14 protein-coding genes are annotated in these 17,253 nt (G+C 59.7%); 9 read left to right on the top strand and 5 right to left on the bottom strand.

Annotated features, from left to right (window positions below; genetic code table 11):
• The first annotated feature begins 52 nt into the window (after positions 1 to 52).
• The 4 genes from fmt to HU759_RS00995 all read left to right on the top strand — a co-directional run bounded on the left by fmt (position 53) and on the right by HU759_RS00995 (position 4,161).
• Positions 53 to 1,006, top strand: coding sequence for a methionyl-tRNA formyltransferase (gene fmt, locus HU759_RS01010; RefSeq protein WP_186617213.1), 954 nt, complete (start codon positions 53 to 55; stop codon positions 1,004 to 1,006).
• Positions 1,003 to 2,313, top strand: coding sequence for a 16S rRNA (cytosine(967)-C(5))-methyltransferase RsmB (rsmB, locus tag HU759_RS01005; protein ID WP_017135144.1), 1,311 nt, complete (start codon positions 1,003 to 1,005; stop codon positions 2,311 to 2,313). The genes fmt and rsmB overlap by 4 nt, the downstream gene beginning before the upstream one ends.
• Positions 2,314 to 2,334: 21 nt before the next feature.
• A complete protein-coding gene (trkA, locus tag HU759_RS01000) occupies positions 2,335 to 3,708 on the top strand; it encodes a Trk system potassium transporter TrkA (protein WP_017135143.1) in 1,374 nt (457 codons plus the stop codon).
• A gap of 141 nt (positions 3,709 to 3,849) precedes the next feature.
• Positions 3,850 to 4,161 carry a hypothetical protein gene (locus tag HU759_RS00995; RefSeq protein ID WP_065932011.1) on the top strand — a complete coding sequence of 104 codons (312 nt, stop codon included), beginning with the start codon at positions 3,850 to 3,852 and terminating at the stop codon, positions 4,159 to 4,161.
• Between the two features lie 197 nt (positions 4,162 to 4,358).
• Here HU759_RS00995 and HU759_RS00990 read toward each other — a convergent pair whose 3' ends face one another.
• Both HU759_RS00990 and tag read right to left on the bottom strand, forming a co-directional pair.
• On the bottom strand, positions 4,359 to 5,246 hold the full coding sequence (locus HU759_RS00990) for a lysophospholipid acyltransferase (RefSeq protein ID WP_017135141.1): 888 nt from the start codon (positions 5,244 to 5,246) through the stop codon (positions 4,359 to 4,361).
• 40 nt (positions 5,247 to 5,286) lie between these two features.
• Positions 5,287 to 5,844: a DNA-3-methyladenine glycosylase I gene (gene tag / locus HU759_RS00985; protein ID WP_017135140.1), complete on the bottom strand. Its 558-nt coding sequence runs from the start codon at positions 5,842 to 5,844 to the stop codon at positions 5,287 to 5,289.
• 81 nt (positions 5,845 to 5,925) lie between these two features.
• Here tag and glyQ point away from each other — a divergent pair, with 81 nt between their 5' ends.
• The 4 genes from glyQ to HU759_RS00965 all read left to right on the top strand — a co-directional run bounded on the left by glyQ (position 5,926) and on the right by HU759_RS00965 (position 10,322).
• On the top strand, positions 5,926 to 6,879 hold the full coding sequence (gene glyQ, locus HU759_RS00980; RefSeq protein WP_003187265.1) for a glycine--tRNA ligase subunit alpha: 954 nt from the start codon (positions 5,926 to 5,928) through the stop codon (positions 6,877 to 6,879).
• Entirely contained in the window at positions 6,876 to 8,930 is a 2,055-nt protein-coding gene (gene glyS, locus HU759_RS00975) for a glycine--tRNA ligase subunit beta (RefSeq protein ID WP_186617214.1), read from the top strand. Before glyQ ends, glyS begins: the two co-directional genes overlap by 4 nt.
• Before the next feature lie 2 nt (positions 8,931 to 8,932).
• A complete protein-coding gene (gene gmhB / locus HU759_RS00970; RefSeq protein ID WP_017135138.1) occupies positions 8,933 to 9,469 on the top strand; it encodes a D-glycero-beta-D-manno-heptose 1,7-bisphosphate 7-phosphatase in 537 nt (178 codons plus the stop codon).
• Positions 9,470 to 9,551: 82 nt separating this feature from the next.
• Positions 9,552 to 10,322 (top strand): lysophospholipid acyltransferase family protein, encoded by a 771-nt coding sequence (locus tag HU759_RS00965; protein WP_186617215.1) that lies wholly within the window; start codon positions 9,552 to 9,554, stop codon positions 10,320 to 10,322.
• A 181-nt stretch (positions 10,323 to 10,503) separates the two neighbouring features.
• On the opposite strand, the gene HU759_RS00960 is transcribed toward HU759_RS00965, so the two are convergent.
• Positions 10,504 to 12,783: a CHASE2 domain-containing protein gene (locus HU759_RS00960; protein ID WP_170040600.1), complete on the bottom strand. Its 2,280-nt coding sequence runs from the start codon at positions 12,781 to 12,783 to the stop codon at positions 10,504 to 10,506.
• Positions 12,784 to 12,786: 3 nt separating this feature from the next.
• The gene (locus HU759_RS00955; RefSeq protein ID WP_170040599.1) at positions 12,787 to 13,716 is read right to left on the bottom strand and encodes a FecR domain-containing protein; all 930 of its coding nucleotides are present in this window, start codon (positions 13,714 to 13,716) and stop codon (positions 12,787 to 12,789) included.
• A gap of 293 nt (positions 13,717 to 14,009) precedes the next feature.
• Between HU759_RS00955 and HU759_RS00950 the strand changes: the two genes are divergently transcribed.
• On the top strand, positions 14,010 to 14,729 hold the full coding sequence (locus tag HU759_RS00950) for a response regulator transcription factor (protein WP_017135134.1): 720 nt from the start codon (positions 14,010 to 14,012) through the stop codon (positions 14,727 to 14,729).
• A gap of 104 nt (positions 14,730 to 14,833) precedes the next feature.
• Here HU759_RS00950 and gyrB read toward each other — a convergent pair whose 3' ends face one another.
• Positions 14,834 to 17,251, bottom strand: a complete 2,418-nt coding sequence (gene gyrB / locus HU759_RS00945; protein WP_017135133.1) for a DNA topoisomerase (ATP-hydrolyzing) subunit B — start codon at positions 17,249 to 17,251, stop codon at positions 14,834 to 14,836.
• Positions 17,252 to 17,253 lie beyond the last annotated feature (2 nt).

The following is a 17,253-nucleotide window of genomic DNA, read 5'->3' as shown; positions in this document are numbered from 1 at the left end:
CTTGCTGCGGCAAGCCTTTTTCTTTTGTGACTGTTTTTAACCGAGAACTCCCATGACCGAGCCACTGCGCATTGTTTTTGCCGGCACTCCCGAATTCGCTGCCGAACACCTCAAGGCGCTGCTTGCCAGCCCTTATGACATCGTGGCGGTGTACACCCAGCCGGATCGCCCGGCCGGTCGCGGGCAAAAACTGATGCCAAGCCCGGTCAAGCAGTTGGCGCTTGAACACAACATCCCTGTGCTGCAACCGCCAACCCTGCGCAACGCCGATGCCCAGGCGGAACTGGCGGCGTTGAAGCCCGACTTGCTGGTGGTAGTGGCTTACGGTTTGATCCTGCCTCAAGCGGTGCTGGATATCCCGCGCCTGGGCTGCATCAACAGCCACGCTTCGTTGCTGCCGCGTTGGCGCGGTGCGGCGCCGATCCAGCGCGCCGTCGAAGCCGGTGACCTTGAAAGCGGTGTGACCGTGATGCGCATGGAGGCGGGTCTGGATACCGGCCCGATGCTGCTCAAGGTTGCCACCCCAATCACGGCTGAAGACACGGGCGGCAGCCTGCACGACCGCTTGGCCGAACTTGGCCCGCCCGCCGTGATCCAGGCCATCGCTGGCCTGGCGGCCGGCACGCTGGAAGGCGAAGTACAGGACGACAGCCTCGCCACCTACGCACACAAACTGAATAAAGACGAAGCGCGTATCGACTGGAACCTCCCGGCCGTTGAGCTGGAACGCCTGGTGCGTGCCTTCAACCCGTGGCCGATCTGCCACAGCACCCTCGATGGCGAAGCGTTGAAAGTGCTGGCCGCCACCTGGGTGGATGGCAAAGGTGCTCCGGGTGAAATCATCGGCGCCAGCAAGGACGGCCTGTTGGTCGCCTGCGGTGAACAGGCGCTGTGCCTGACCCGCCTGCAATTGCCCGGCGGCAAGGCGCTTAATTTCAGCGACTTGTTCAACAGCCGTCGTGAGAAATTTGCCTTGGGCACGGTTCTCGGGGCGGTCGCTCAATGAACCCGCGTCTGGCCGCCGCCAAGGCGCTCGCTGCCGTACTCAACGGCAAGGCTTCGCTGAACAGTTCGTTGCCTACACAAATGGACAAGGTTGAAGACCGTGATCGCGGTTTCACCCAGGACCTGGCCTTTGGCACCGCCCGCTGGCAGCCGCGCTTGTCGGCCCTGGCGGCCAAGCTGCTGCAAAAGCCGTTCAAGGCCGCCGACGCCGATGTAGAGGCGCTGCTGCTGGTCGGCCTTTATCAACTGCTCTACACCCGCGTGCCCGCGCATGCCGCCATCGGTGAAACCGTCGGCTGCGCCGACAAGCTGAAGAAGCCGTGGGCCAAGGCCTTGCTCAATGCCGTACTGCGTCGCGCCCAGCGTGAAAGCGAAGCGCTGCTGGCCGAACTGGAACATGACCCGGTGGTGCGCACAGCGCACCCGCGCTGGCTGCAAAAATCCCTGAAAGCCTTCTGGCCCGAGCAATGGGAAGCCATTTGCGCCGCCAACAATGCGCACCCGCCGATGATTTTGCGGGTCAACCGTCGCCACCACAGCCGTGACGCCTACCTGCAATTGCTCACCGGTGCCGGCATCAACGCCGCACCGTGCGTGTACAGCGTCGACGGCATCGTGCTGGAAGCGGCCACCGACGTGCGCAGCCTGCCGGGCTTTGCCGAAGGCTGGATCAGCGTGCAGGACGAAGCCGCACAATTGGCCGCCGACCTGCTCGACCTGGCCCCAGGCCAACGCGTACTGGACGCCTGCTGCGCCCCGGGCGGTAAGACGTGTCACATTCTGGAAGTCGAAAAAGACCTGGCCGGTGTAGTCGCCGTCGACCTGGAAGCCAAGCGCCTTGTGCGCGTGCGTGAAAACCTTGCACGCCTGGGCCTGAGCGCCGAGCTGATCGCCGCCGACGGCCGCGACACCGCCACGTGGTGGGACGGCAAGCCGTTCCAGCGCATCCTGCTCGACGCGCCATGTTCCGCCACTGGCGTGATCCGCCGTCACCCGGATATCAAGCTCACCCGCCAACCCGACGACATCGCCGCCCTGGCCGTGCTGCAAGGCGAACTGCTCGATGCAATGTGGCCAACCCTGGAAGTCGGCGGCATCCTGCTCTACGCCACGTGCTCCACGCTGCCGACAGAAAATACCGAGGTGATCCAAGCCTTCCTCGCCCGCACCAGTGGCGCACGGGAGCTGGACCTCGCCACGGCGGCCGGTATCAAGCAGCCCCACGGCCGTCAACTGCTCGCGCAGGAAGGCGGACACGATGGCTTCTATTACGCCAAACTGATCAAGATTGCTGCCGCGCGCGGCTAATGGGTTTAAGGGAGTGACCGGATGAAAATCATCATCCTTGGTGCAGGGCAGGTCGGCGGCACACTGGCCGAACATTTGGCCAGCGAAGCCAACGACATCACCGTGGTCGACACCGACAGCGAGCGCCTGCGCAACCTGGGCGACCGCCTGGACATCCGCACCGTACAAGGCCGTGCGTCATTCCCGACGGTGCTGCGCCAGGCCGGTGCCGACGATGCCGATATGCTGGTGGCGGTGACCAACAGTGACGAGACCAACATGGTCGCCTGCCAAGTCGCCCATACCCTGTTTCACACGCCCACCAAGATCGCCCGCGTGCGCGAAGCCGCCTACCTGACCCGCGCCGGTCTGTTCGACAACGATGCGATTCCGGTGGATGTGCTGATCAGCCCTGAACAAGTGGTGACTCACTACATCAAGCGCCTGATCGAAATTCCCGGTGCCTTGCAGGTGATCGACTTTGCCGAAGGCAAGGCGCAACTGGTGGCGGTAAAGGCTTATTACGGCGGGCCACTGGTGGGCCAGCAACTGCGCCAACTGCGCGAACACATGCCGAATGTGGAAACCCGCGTGGCGGCGATTTTCCGTCGCGACCGGCCGATCCTGCCCCAGGGCGATACGGTGATCGAAGCGGACGACGAAGTGTTTTTCATCGCTGCCAAAGCGAATATTCGTGCAGTGATGAGCGAAATGCGTCGACTCGATGAGAGCTACAAACGCATCGTCATTGCCGGCGGCGGGCAGATCGGCGAGCGCTTGGCCGAGGCCATCGAGAGCCGCTACCAGGTCAAGATCATCGAGATGAACCCGACACGCTGCCGACATTTGTCCGACACCCTCGACAGCACCGTGGTATTGCAAGGAAGCGCCTCGGACCGCGACCTGCTGATGGAAGAAAACATCGCCGACGCCGATATCTTCCTGGCCCTGACCAACGACGACGAGGCCAACATCATGTCCTCGTTGCTGGCCAAGCGGCTGGGGGCGAAGAAGGTGATGACCATCATCAACAACCCGGCCTATGTCGACCTGATCCAGGGCGGCGACATCGACATCGCCATCAGCCCGCAGTTGGCCACCATCGGCACCTTGCTGGCCCACGTGCGCCGTGGCGATATCGTCAGCGTGCACTCCCTGCGCCGGGGCGCGGCGGAAGCCATCGAGGCGATTGCCCATGGTGATTCAAAGTCGAGCAAAGTGATCGGCAAGGCGATCCGCGATATCGGCCTGCCGCCGGGCACCACCATCGGCGCGATCATTCGTGACGAAGAGGTGATCATCGCCCATGACGACACGATGATCGCCACGGGTGACCATGTGATTCTGTTCCTTGTGGATAAAAAGCACATTCGCGATGTGGAGAAGCTGTTTCACGTGGGGCTGAGTTTTTTCTAGGCAGGAATATTTCATTGTGGCGAGGGAGCTTGCTCCCGCTCGAGTGCGAAGCGCTCGCAAAATGTTGGGGGACTGCTGCGCAATCCAACGGGAGCAAGCGCCCTCGCCACAACAGCCTTTTTTCGCTCAAGGTGATAATAAATGCTCGAATCCCTGGAAAAAATGCTCGCCAAGGGTGTGGATAATTCATTGCTGCGCTTTGGCTTGGGCAAGGGTTATCTGGACTTGAAGGACAACGCCAAGGCGGCCGAGCATTTGCAGAAATGCGTCGAGTTCGACCCGAAGTATTCGGCGGCGTGGAAGCTGTTGGGCAAGGCTCAGCAAGGGCAGGGTGATAACGCTGCAGCACGGTTAGCTTGGGAAAAGGGCATAGAAGCAGCCCTGGCACATGGCGACAAACAGGCTGAAAAAGAGATGACGGTGTTCCTGAAGAAACTCGATCGCCTGGCCTGAATTGATCCCTGTGGGAGCTGGCTTGCCTGCGATAGCATCACCTCGGTATGGCTGAAAAACCGAGTTGCCTGCATTTATGATCGTTCCCACGCTCTGCGTGGGAATGCAGCCCTGGGCGCTCTGCGCCTGCCCTTAAAACTGTGACGCGGAGCGTCACAGGCGGCGTTCCCACGCGGAGCGTGGGAACGATCACGTGGTCAGTACCAGCGCTCTTCACCCGGCGGGCGTTTCTTGAAGCGCTTCATGCTCCACATGTACTGGCTCGGGTAGGCGCCGACATAACGCTCCACCACCTTGCTCATCGCCGCGCAGGAGGTAGCCGTGTCGGTGCTGTACATATCTTCCGGCGCTGCTTCCAGAATCACTTTGTAACCCGAACCGTCCGGCAGCCTCAGGGCATGCAGGAACACGCCAACAGCCTTGTGGCCTGCGAGCATGTTCGGCACAAACTTGCTGGTCAGCGCCTGGGTGGCGAAAAACGGCACGAAGATGCCCGCAGATTCCGCCGGCTCCGGGTCAGCCGGAATACCCACCTGACCACCTTTGCGCACTTCCTTGATCACACTGAGGATGCCTTCCTTGGTGGACGCCGCCACGCGGTTACCCAACTGCACCCGCTGTTTTTGCAGCAACTCATCCACCGCCTTGAGCTTGGGCGGGCGGTAGAAAATGATCGGTTTGCACTGGTTGCAATAGAAGTGGTTCAACACTTCCCAGTTGCCCAGGTGGCTGGTGATGCCAACCACGCCTTTGCCCGAGGCCAATGCCTCATGCAGCACTTCCAGGCCTTCGACTTCGCGCACCAGGTCGATGGAACGCTGTGCCGGCCAGATCCAGGCGCAGGCGCTTTCGGTCAGCGACTTGCCGATGTCCATCAGGCTTTGGCCCACCAGACGCTCGCGGGCGGCCGGGTCCATGTCCGGGAAGCATTTGGAGAGGTTGATCCGCACCGTGTCGCGGGAGCGGTTGGGGGTTTTCCACATGATCCAGCCAATCGCCGTGCCGACGGCCTGGACAGCGCGCCAGGGCAGCAGGGCAAACAACCGAAGAGCGCCTACCAGCAAGGCGCCTTTAAACTTTTCCACAGGTCACTCCTGATCGTGTGTGGTGCGCAAAGCGGGCATTCTAACCGGCGTTGGCCAAGTCCGCGTAACGGTCGCAGTCCTGAGTGTGGTCCATGACCATGCCCGAGGCCTGCATGAACGCGTAGCAGATGGTCGGGCCGACGAAGGTGAAACCGGCTTTTTTCAACGCTTTACTCATGGCTTCAGCCTCGGGGGTAATCGCCGGGACTTGGCTGCGATCGGTAAAGTGATTGACCTTGGGCACGCCGCCAACAAAGGACCAGAGCAACCCCACCGGATCTTCCAGCGCCAGCCAGGCGGCGGCGTTGCGGCGGGTGGCGTTGAGCTTTAGGCGGTTACGCACGATGCCTGGATCGAGCATCAGTGCTTCGATTTCAGCATCGGTCAGCCTGGCCAAACGCTGCGCATCAAAGCCGAACAAGACCTTTCGATAATGCTCGCGTTTGCGTAAAACGGTGATCCAGGACAGGCCCGCCTGGAACCCTTCGAGCAAAAGCAACTCGAACAAACCCTGCGCATCGCGCAGCGGCGTTCCCCACTCCTGATCGTGATAAGCCATGTACAGCGGATCTTCAGAACACCAAAAGCAGCGTGGCATAAGGCTCCAGGGAGTGGTGGCAGGGCCGAATCGGGTATACTCCCGCTCTTTAAATCGCAGCCCAAGTAACAGGTGAATTTCGTGAGCCAGCCTACGCCAGCCGTGCGTACCTTCCAAGACTTGATCCTCGCCCTCCAGCAATACTGGGCCGAGCAAGGTTGTGTGGTACTTCAGCCCTACGATATGGAAGTAGGCGCCGGCACTTTCCACACCGCTACATTCCTGCGGGCCATCGGCCCGGAAACCTGGAACGCCGCTTATGTGCAGCCCAGTCGTCGCCCGACTGACGGCCGCTACGGCGAAAACCCGAACCGTCTGCAGCACTACTACCAGTTCCAGGTGGTATTGAAGCCGAACCCGGATAACTTCCAGGAGCTGTACCTGGGCTCGCTGAAACATGTCGGCCTGGACCCACTGGTGCACGACATCCGTTTCGTCGAAGACAACTGGGAATCGCCAACTTTGGGCGCCTGGGGCCTGGGCTGGGAAGTCTGGCTCAATGGCATGGAAGTGACGCAGTTCACGTACTTCCAGCAAGCCGGCGGCATCGAGTGCTACCCGGTGACCGGCGAGATCACCTACGGTCTCGAGCGCCTGGCCATGTACCTGCAAGGCGTGGATTCGGTCTACGACCTGGTGTGGGCTGACGGCCCGTTCGGCAAAGTCACCTACGGCGACGTGTTCCACCAGAACGAAGTGGAGCAATCCACTTACAACTTCGAACACGCCAACGTCGACAAGCTGTTCGAACTGTTCGACTTCTATGAAAGCGAAGCCAAGCGCCTGATCGAACTCGACCAGCCGCTGCCGTTGCCGAGCTATGAAATGGTGTTGAAGGCTTCCCATACCTTCAACCTGCTGGACGCCCGCCGTGCCATCTCGGTGACCGCGCGCCAGCAATACATCCTGCGTGTACGCACCCTGGCGCGTTCCGTCGCCCAAGCCTACCTGCTGGCTCGCGCCAAGCTGGGCTTCCCGATGGCAACCCCGGACCTGCGTGATGAAGTGTTGGCTAAGCTGGAGGCTGCACAATGAGTGCTCAAGATTTCCTGGTTGAACTGGGCACCGAAGAGCTGCCACCCAAGGCACTGAACACCCTGGCCGATGCGTTCCTGGCCGGTATCGAAAAAGGCCTGCACAGCGCTGGCCTGAAATTCGCCGCGAAAAAAGTCTACGCCGCGCCACGTCGCCTGGCGGTGTTGCTGACCGCGCTGGAAACCCAGCAGCCGGACCGCAGCATCAACCTCGACGGCCCACCGCGTCAGGCGGCTTTTGATGCTGAAGGCAATCCGACTCAAGCCGCCCTTGGTTTTGCCAAGAAGTGTGGCGTCGAGCTGAGCGAGATCGACCAGAGCGGCCCGAAACTGCGTTTCAGCCAGGTCATCACCGGCAAGCCAACGGCAAGCCTGTTGCCGACCATCGTTGAAGACTCCCTGAACGACTTGCCTATCCCCAAGCGCATGCGCTGGGGTGCTCGCAAGGAAGAGTTCGTGCGCCCAACTCAGTGGCTGGTGATGTTGCTCGGTGACCAAGTCATCGACTGCACGATCCTCGCCCAGAAGGCTGGCCGTGATTCCCGTGGTCACCGCTTCCACCATCCAGAAGTCGTGCGCATCACCTCGCCGGCCAACTACGCCGCCGACCTGCGTGCCGCTTACGTGTTGGCCGATGCCAACGAGCGTCGCGAGCTGATCAGCAAGCGCACCGAAGAGCTGGCCCGCCTGCAGGAAGGCACCGCCATCGTGCCGCCAAGCCTGCTCGACGAAGTGACCGCGCTGGTTGAATGGCCGGTGCCGCTGGTGTGCTCGTTCGAGGAGCGTTTCCTCGACGTGCCGCAAGAAGCGCTGATCACCACCATGCAGGACAACCAGAAGTATTTCTGCCTGCTGGATGTGGACGGTAAGCTGCTGCCGCGTTTTATCACCGTGGCCAACATCGAAAGCAAAGACCCGCAGCAGATCATCGCCGGTAACGAGAAAGTCGTGCGCCCGCGCCTGACTGACGCCGAGTTCTTCTTCAAGCAAGACAAGAAGCAGAAGCTCGAAGACTTTAACCTGCGCCTGCAAAACGTGGTGTTCCAGGAAAAACTCGGCAGCGTCTACGACAAGGCCGTGCGCGTTTCCAAGCTGGCCGCCTACATTGCCCCACGCATTGGCGGTGACGCTGCCTGGGCAGCCCGCGCTGGCTTGCTGTCCAAGTGCGACCTGGCCACCGAAATGGTCGGCGAGTTCCCGGAGATGCAAGGCGTCGCCGGTTACTACTACGCCCTCAACGACGGCGAACCGGACGATGTGGCCCTGGCTCTGAACGAGCAGTACATGCCGCGCGGCGCTGGCGCTGAGCTGCCGAGCACCCTGACCGGTGCGGCCGTGGCCATCGCCGACAAGCTGGACACCCTCGTCGGCATCTTCGGTATCGGCATGTTGCCTACCGGCAGCAAAGACCCGTATGCCCTGCGCCGTGCGGCCCTGGGCGTGCTGCGTATCCTGATCGACAAAAAGCTCGACCTCGACCTGACCCAGGCCGTGGTGTTTGCAGTCAGCCAGTTTGGCGCCAAGGTCAAGCAAGCCGGGTTGGCCGAGCAAGTGCTGGAGTTTGTGTTCGACCGCCTGCGTGCGCGTTATGAAGACGAAGGCGTGGACGTTTCCGTCTACCTGTCGGTACGTGCCCTGCAACCGGGCTCGGCGTTGGACTTCGATCAGCGCGTACAGGCCGTACAAGCCTTCCGCAAGCTGCCGGAAGCCGAGGCTCTGGCCGCCGTGAACAAGCGTGTGTCGAACCTGCTGAGCAAGGCCGACAACCTCGGCAATGCCGAAGTCGACCCTGGCCTGTTTGCCGATGCCAAGGAGTTCTCGCTGAACTCGGCCATCGCCAAAGCGGAAAACGCGGTGAAGCCGCTGCTCGCCGAACGCAATTACGCCGAAGCACTGGCACGCCTGGCCACCTTGCGTGAGCCGGTGGATGCGTTCTTTGAAGCGGTGATGATCAATGCCGAAGATGCTGGTGTGCGGAAAAACCGCTACGCCATGCTGGCACGCCTGCGCGGCTTGTTCATCAACATCGCTGACATTTCTGTACTGGGCTGACCATGTTGAAACTGCTGATTCTCGATCGGGACGGGGTGATCAATTACGACTCCGACGCTTACATCAAGTCGGTGGCGGAATGGATTCCACTGCCCGGCTCGATCGAGGCCATCGCGCAGTTGAGCAAAGCCGGCTGGACGGTGGCCATCGCCACCAACCAGTCCGGCATCGCCCGCGGTTATTACGACATCGCCACCCTGGACGCCATGCACGCGCGTTTGCGCGCGTTAGTGGCCGAGCAGGGCGGTGAGGTGGGGCTGGTGGTGTACTGCCCCCACGGGCCGGATGAGGGCTGCGAGTGCCGCAAACCCAAGCCTGGCATGTTGAAAACCATTGCAGAACATTACAAGGTGCCGTTAGCTGGGCTATGGTTCGTCGGGGACAGCCTCGGTGACCTGGAGGCGGCCAAAGCCGTCGACTCTCAGCCAGTTTTGGTTAAGACCGGGAAAGGCGAAAAGACCCAGGCGAAAAACCTGCCGGTGGGCACTCTGATTTTTGACGATCTGGCGGCGGTTGCCGCAGAACTTATTAACAACTAGCCGCCCTCGACTTCCTGAACAAGGATTGCTCGGGAGTGTGCTTTTAGCAGGCGGGCCATGTCCCGCAACGGTAAATGCTGCCATGTCGATTTTGCAGGCCATCAGAACCTTCTTCTTTTACCTGCTGCTGGGCACCAGTTCGTTTCTGTGGTGCACCCTGAGCTTTTTTATCGCGCCGTTCCTGCCGTTCAAGGCGCGTTATCGTTTTATCAACGTCTATTGGTGCCGCTGTGCGTTGTGGCTGACCAAGGTATTCCTGGGCATCCGTTTCGAGATCAAGGGCGCTGAAAACGTCCCGGACCAGCCCTGCGTGATTCTGTCGAATCACCAGAGCACGTGGGAAACGTTCTTCCTGTCCGCGTACTTCTCGCCTCTGAGCCAGGTGCTTAAGCGTGAGCTGCTGTACGTGCCGTTCTTCGGCTGGGCGATGGCCATGCTGCGGCCGATCGCCATCGACCGTGACAACCCCAAGGCGGCGCTCAAACACGTGGCCAAGAAGGGTGACGAGCTGCTCAAGGATGGTGTTTGGGTGCTGATCTTCCCGGAAGGTACGCGTGTGCCGTTTGGCACCGTGGGCAAGTTCTCACGCGGCGGTACTGCATTAGCGGTCAACGCCCATCTGCCGGTGCTGCCGATTGCGCACAACGCTGGCAAGTTCTGGCCGAAGACCGGTTGGGCCAAGCGTGAAGGCACTATCACTGTGGTCATTGGCGAGCCCATGTACGCCGAAGGTGAAGGGCCACGCGCCATTGCCGCACTCAATGACCGCGCACAGGCGTGGAATGAAGCGCAGCAACGGGCCATGGGTTCGCTGCCTCCAGAGCCGGTTGTAGTCGAGACACCAGCGACTTAGTGATCTGTGGATAACCTGTGTACGGTTTGTTGGCGAATTGGTGTTTTTTCCTCATAACAATCTGATTTACTTACATATTTCCAAAGCTCATAAAATCGCGAAAAACGTGCATAAGTTTTTCCCGCATAAAAAAACCGGTCCTTGTGACCGGTTTTTTATGCACCGTGAAAAAGTACGTTTTTCAATCCTCGAGTAACGGCAGTTGCAGGCTGAAAGTCGAACCCTTACCCACCTCGCTTTCACATTGAATGCGACCGCCATGGCGCTCCACTACAGCTTTGACCATGGTCAACCCCAACCCCAAACCTTCACTGCCTTGGGCCGAATCGAAGCGTCGATATTGGCTGAATAGCTCGGGCAAATCCTCTGGCGCAATACCGGGTCCTTGATCGCTGATGCGGCATTCCAGCCATCCTTGCGCGCTGCCGTGGCTCAAGGTGACGGTAGTACCGGAAGGGGAATACTTGATCGCATTCTCCAGCACGTTGAACAACGCTCGGGTCAGCAGCGATTGATCGGCGTACACCATGCCTTCATCGGCTTCGTCCAGATCATGAACCAGGTGGATGCCTTTAAGTTGGCCAATGACCGCCACTTGATCGAAAGCATCCATGACCAGCATGGCAAACAGCGTGGGCTGAAACTGGTAGCCATCGGCCTCAGCTTTGGCCAGTTGTACGAACGATTCAGTCAGGCTCAGCGCGCGCCTGACCTGTTGCTCGATCTGAGCAAACACCGGCGACTCACCGCCATGCACATCCAGCAGCGCCAGGATCGCCGAGTGTGGCGCACGCAGGTCATGGGACAGGAAGCGCAGCATGGTTTCGCGGTGCTGCTGCGCTTCGCGCTCTTTGCTCAAGTCTGTGAGGCTCATCAGCCAGCCGAGGGCGACGTCGCCTTCAGCCGGCAGCAAAGGGGCAAGTTCAATGCGCAGGCTGCGCTGATGGATGTCGCGAAACTCAACGAGTTCCAGCGCTGAGAGAGCAGGGCGCACGCCATTGTGCAGCGGCGGATAACCCAGGTCGCCGAGTTGTTCGAGGAGGTTTTGGTTGACTAACTCATTACTGAACACCTCACGTGCAATCCGGTTGGCCAGCAGGATGCTGCCTTTGGGGTCGGTAATCAGCGTGGCCACCGGCAGGCACTCCAGACCGTCGGCCATAAACCGCCGGGTATCGCGTGTACGGCTTACCGCTTGTTCCAGGGCAAAGATCCGCGCTTGCAGCACATCTCCCTTGCTCGCGGGCGCACGACGACGCTCGGGCAGTACTTTGGGTTCGTTATCCAGCCGCGCAAGCTCCCAGCCGAAGTAGGCCAGGATCACGCTGAGGCGCCGCCAATTCCATATCAGGTAGCTGAGCAGCAAACCAATCAGGCACGCGGCCGGTGACCACCAGTGGCCCTGGCGCAGCAACACCCACGCGCCGAGCAATGCGGTGGCCATGCAGCCCAGGGTCATCCAGAGCGCGTAGCGTGGGCGATACAACAACAGGCCCAGTAACAATGCCACCCAGGCAGTCGCCATCAAGGCCGACACCGCGCCGGGTAGATCAACGATGCTGCGCCCTTGCAGCAGGCCGTTGAGCACGTTGGCCTGGATCTCAACACCCGCCGTGGTGCCGACAGTCGAGGAGAGTGGGGTGACGAAACGATCGCCCATGCCGGACGCAGTGGCGCCTACCAGAATAAGCCGACCCCGCAGCCGTTCAGGGTCGACCTCACCGCGTATAACGCTGGCGTAGGAGACCGTAGGAAAGCGGGTGTCGGCAGCGATGAACGGGATCCGAATGGCGTGCTCCCGGTGCCAGGACGGGTTAATCGGTTGCTGGGGTTCTCCTGGCATCTCAGAGGCCTGGCCGCTCAATGCATAGGCCACCCACGCCAACTGCGGCGTGGTGTCACCGGGTGGGCCTTCACGCATAAACAGGCTGCGCACTACGCCGTCACTGTCGGCTTCAACATTGATATGCCCGAGACCTTTAGCACACTTGAGCAGCGGCAACATATGCGCGTCCGGCGTGCTGTAGTTCGCCGCTTCCTCACGCAGCAACGGCAGTACCACGTTGCCGGCGTTGCACACGGCGGCTGCCAGGCGTCGGTCGTTGGCAGGCACACCGGGCTCACTGAAGATCACATCGAAGAGGATGGCCGCTGGCTGCGCGGCGCTCAGGCGGTCGATCAGGTCGGCGTGCAAACTGCGCGGCCAGGGCCAGCGGCCCAACTCTTTCAGGCTAGGATCGTCAATGGTCACCAGCACGATGCGCGGGTCTACCGGCAACGGCGCCAGGCGCCTGAGGCTGTCATACAGCGGGTTGTTCAGCGCCAGGCCCGGGCTCAACGAGAGGTAGGCCGTCATTGGCAATAACAGCAAACCTATCCACAACCACTCGCGCACCAGGCCGTGGAACAAGCGCTGGGCATGAGTGGGCTGGCGTTTCTCGGCCTTGTGCCAAAGCATCATGGGTTAACCATCGCTGGCCTGTACCTGAGTGGCGGGTGGGTAATAGAAGATGTCATAGACCCCGGTTTCTCCCTCCAGGCCCTGCGCGTCGTAGGCGGACAAACGCACGTGGTAAAACGATGCTTTGAGCCCAGTGAAGCGCATTTTCGGCTCACTGGAAAAGTTTTCCTGCTTGATGTTCATAAAGGCTGAGTCGGTCGCGACTTGGGCGCGGTAGCGCTGTGCACCGGGTAATGGCCGCAGGTACAGGCTCCAGACTGGCGACTGACCTTTTTGGCCATCCTGGCCGATTAATACAGGCGCGGGCAAAAGCGCCACGGGCTTGAGTTCACCTTGTTGTCTGATCAGCAGACCTTGGCGTGCGTCCACCTTCACTTCGGCTGCGGCGCTGCCTGCTGCACGGTTAACCGCTACCTGGCCATTCAGCACCTCCAGCACGGATTGCTCGCCGTCATTGCGCACGCGAAAGTGCGTGCCACGCACGCCCAGAACGCCGACGGGCGTCACGATCTGAAAACGGTCGTAGTCACTGGCCCGTTTGATCACATAGGTCTCGACCTGGCCCTGTTCCAGAATGACCTGGGGAATCGCCTGTTTTTGCACCAGGTGCAGACGCACCTGTGAACTGGAGGGCAGCACCACACTGGAACCATCACCCAGGCGCAGGCTGACGAAAGCCGATGTCGAAGTCTTCACGCCTTCTTGCTCATCAATGCTCATCCCTTCCAGTAGATGCTGCGCCCCGCCTTTGGCATCGAGCTTCCAGGCTTCACCCGTCAAATGCTGCACAACTGCTGGCAACGGGTGCGCACGGCACAGGAACGGCTCGTCAATATAAGCAGGGCGATAGGGCGTTGCAGCCTGAGCTGTACTGATGACCAGGGCCAGTAACGCGGGTAGGGCACAGCATAATCGATAGGCAGAACAGGTCATGGAGCTCATCACCCGAGTAGTTTCAGACGGCATCTGACCTCAGCACATACAGGTCTACGGCAGCGCATGTGTCGGCTGATCCTTTTCCTCAAGGGTAGGAGCCGGTATCTTTCGCCTGGTAGGTACGCAAGACTTTAAACGGGTTTACGGCCCTTTGATATCAGCGTACCGATAGATCCTGTGAGCATTGAGTCTGCCCATAATTATTCAGATTCAACCACAGGCATCTGTGCATTACCTACGCGATTGAACAGACCGTCGGCTGTCGTATTTTTTGTAGAAAGGACCCACCCATGCGTGTCGCAATACTGGACGACGAACCCGCTGAATTGCGTCGGGTTGAACAGACGCTGCGACAGATCCCCAGCACCGCAGAGCAACCCTGGTCCCTGCATTTCTTCGAACGCGGTGAAGACCTGCTGCGCCAACTGCGCCGCGAAACCTTTGACCTGTTGATCCTCGACTGGCAACTGCCGGATATCACAGGCATCGCATTGTTGCGCTGGACCCGCGAGCACATGGACTCACCACCCGCCGTAATTATGTTGACCAGCCGCGATGCCGAGAGCGATATCGTCACCGCACTCAACAGCGGGGCGGATGATTACGTCAGCAAGCCGTTTCGGCCAAACGAACTCAAGGCTCGGGTCAACGCCGTGCTACGCCGCCATGGGCTGCAAAAGCCAGCGACTAATGAGGTGCAGAGTTTCAACGACCTGACCTTTGATGATGCCGAACTGACGGTGACGCGCGCGGGTAAGCCGATCAATCTCACTGAGCGTGAATACCGCCTGGCCAGTTGCTTGTTCGCCAACCTGGCTCGGCCACTGTCTCGGGAATACCTGTATGAGCGGTTTTGGAGCCATGAAGAAATGGTCTCCTCACGGCCACTGGATACACATATTTATCGGCTGCGTAACAAGCTGGGGTTGACCGCAGACCGGGGCTGGCAGCTGCTGACCATCTACGGGTATGGCTATCGGTTGGAGAGTGTGGCGGCGGCCCAAGGTTAAAAACAGTGATGTTCCACGTGGAGCAATTGTAAAACGCTTAAGTTTCACCCAATAAAAAAGGCCAACGCTGAGCGTTGGCCTTTTTGTTTTAGCGGGTAGCCTGATCAGAAATCCAGGTTAGACACCGCCAAGGCGTTGCTCTCGATGAAGTCACGGCGAGGCTCGACCGCATCACCCATCAGGGTGTTGAAGATCTGGTCTGCGCCAATGGCGTCTTCGATGGTCACGCGCAGCATGCGACGCTGAGCAGGATCCATGGTGGTTTCCCACAGTTGATCCGGGTTCATCTCGCCCAGACCTTTGTATCGCTGGATGGTGTGGCGCTTGGTGCTTTCAGCCATCAACCAGTCCAGGGCTTCCTTGAACTCCTTGACCGCTTTCTTACGCTCGCCACGCTGGATGTAAGCACCGTCATCCAACAGGGTGCTCAATTGCGCGCCGAGGGTAACCACGGTCTTGTAGTCGTTGCTGCCGAAGAAGTCGCGGTTGAAGGTGACGTAGTTCGACAGGCCGTGGGAGATCAGTTCAACCTCCGGCAGCCACACGTTACGTTCACGGTCTTCACGCAAGCTGGCTTTGTAAACCAGGCCAGACTTCTCGACGGTGCGCAGACGTACTTCGTACTGAGCCAGCCAATTCTGCATGTGGGCGTGATCGCCCAACTGCTCCAGGCTCACGGAAGGCAGGTAGATGAAGTGCTCGGTCAGCTCCTGAGGGTACAGGCGCGACAGACGCTTGAGGGTCTTCATTACCATGCGGAAGTCGTTAACCAAACGCTCCAGCGCCTCACCGGAAATGCCCGGGGCTTCGTCGTTCAAGTGCAGGCTGGCATCTTCCAGGGCCGACTGCGTCATGTACTCTTCCATGGCGTCGTCGTCTTTGATGTACTGCTCTTGCTTGCCCTTTTTCACTTTGTACAACGGCGGCTGAGCGATGTAGATGTAGCCACGCTCGATCAGCTCCGGCAACTGACGGAAGAAGAAGGTCAGCAGCAGGGTACGGATGTGCGAACCGTCGACGTCAGCATCGGTCATGATGATGATGTTGTGGTAACGCAGTTTGTCGATGTTGTACTCATCGCGGCCAATACCGCAGCCCAACGCCGTGATCAAGGTGCCGACTTCCTGAGAGGAAATCATCTTGTCGAAGCGGGCCTTCTCGACGTTGAGGATCTTACCCTTCAACGGCAGGATAGCCTGGGTGCGACGGTTACGACCCTGCTTGGCGGAACCGCCAGCAGAGTCACCTTCCACCAGGTACAGTTCGGAGAGGGCAGGGTCCTTCTCCTGGCAGTCAGCCAGTTTGCCCGGCAGGCCGGCGATATCCAACGCGCCTTTACGGCGGGTCATCTCACGGGCTTTACGCGCCGCTTCACGGGCACGCGCCGCGTCGATCATCTTGCCGACAACCAGCTTGGCTTCGTTCGGGTTTTCCAGCAGGAAGTCGGAGAAGTACTTGCCCATCTCCTGTTCCACTGCGGTCTTCACTTCGGAAGACACCAGCTTGTCTTTGGTCTGGGAGCTGAACTTTGGATCCGGCACTTTCACCGAGATAATCGCCGTCAGGCCTTCACGCGCATCGTCACCGGTAGTGGCCACTTTGTGCTTCTTGGCCAAGCCTTCCGCTTCGATGTAGGTGTTCAGGTTACGCGTCAGTGCGGAACGGAAACCCACCAGGTGAGTACCGCCGTCGCGCTGTGGAATGTTGTTGGTGAAGCACAACAGGTTCTCGTTGAAGCTGTCGTTCCACTGCAGGGCGATTTCAACGCCGATACCGTCTTCACGCTGGATGTTGAAGTGGAACACCTGGTTGACCGCAGTCTTGTTGGTGTTCAGGTACTCAACGAACGCACGCAAGCCGCCTTCGTACTTGAACAACTCTTCCTTGCCGCTGCGCTCGTCCTTGAGGACGATACCCACACCGGAGTTAAGGAACGACAGTTCACGAATACGCTTGGCCAGGATGTCCCAGCTGAAGTGGATATTCTTGAAGGTTTCTGCCGAAGGCTTGAAGTGGATCTGCGTACCGGTGGATTCACTGTCGCCAACGATTTTCATCGGTTCTTGTGGAACACCATGCACGTAGGTCTGTTCCCAGATCTTGCCGCTACGGCGAACAGTCAGGATAAGCTCTTCGGACAGAGCGTTCACCACCGACACACCTACACCGTGCAAACCGCCGGAAACTTTATAGGAGTTGTCGTCGAACTTACCGCCGGCGTGAAGCACGGTCATGATGACCTCTGCCGCCGATACGCCTTCTTCTTTGTGCACATCGACCGGAATACCGCGACCGTTGTCGCGCACGGTGATGGACTCATCCGGGTGGATGATAATGCTGATGTCGTCGCAGTGACCGGCCAAAGCTTCGTCGATGGAGTTGTCGACCACCTCGAACACCATGTGGTGCAGACCGCTACCATCATCGGTGTCGCCGATGTACATACCGGGACGTTTGCGTACGGCATCCAAACCTTTCAGCACTTTAATGCTGGTCGAGTCGTACGTGTTTTCTTCGCTCATGC

Origin of the sequence: Pseudomonas sp. OE 28.3 (assembly GCF_014268205.2) — a bacterium.
In the GTDB taxonomy this organism is placed as follows: Bacteria; Pseudomonadota; Gammaproteobacteria; order Pseudomonadales; family Pseudomonadaceae; genus Aquipseudomonas; species Aquipseudomonas edaphica.
The sequence above is the reverse complement of the archived record's forward strand: the minus strand, read 5'-3'. Positions and strand labels throughout refer to the sequence as shown.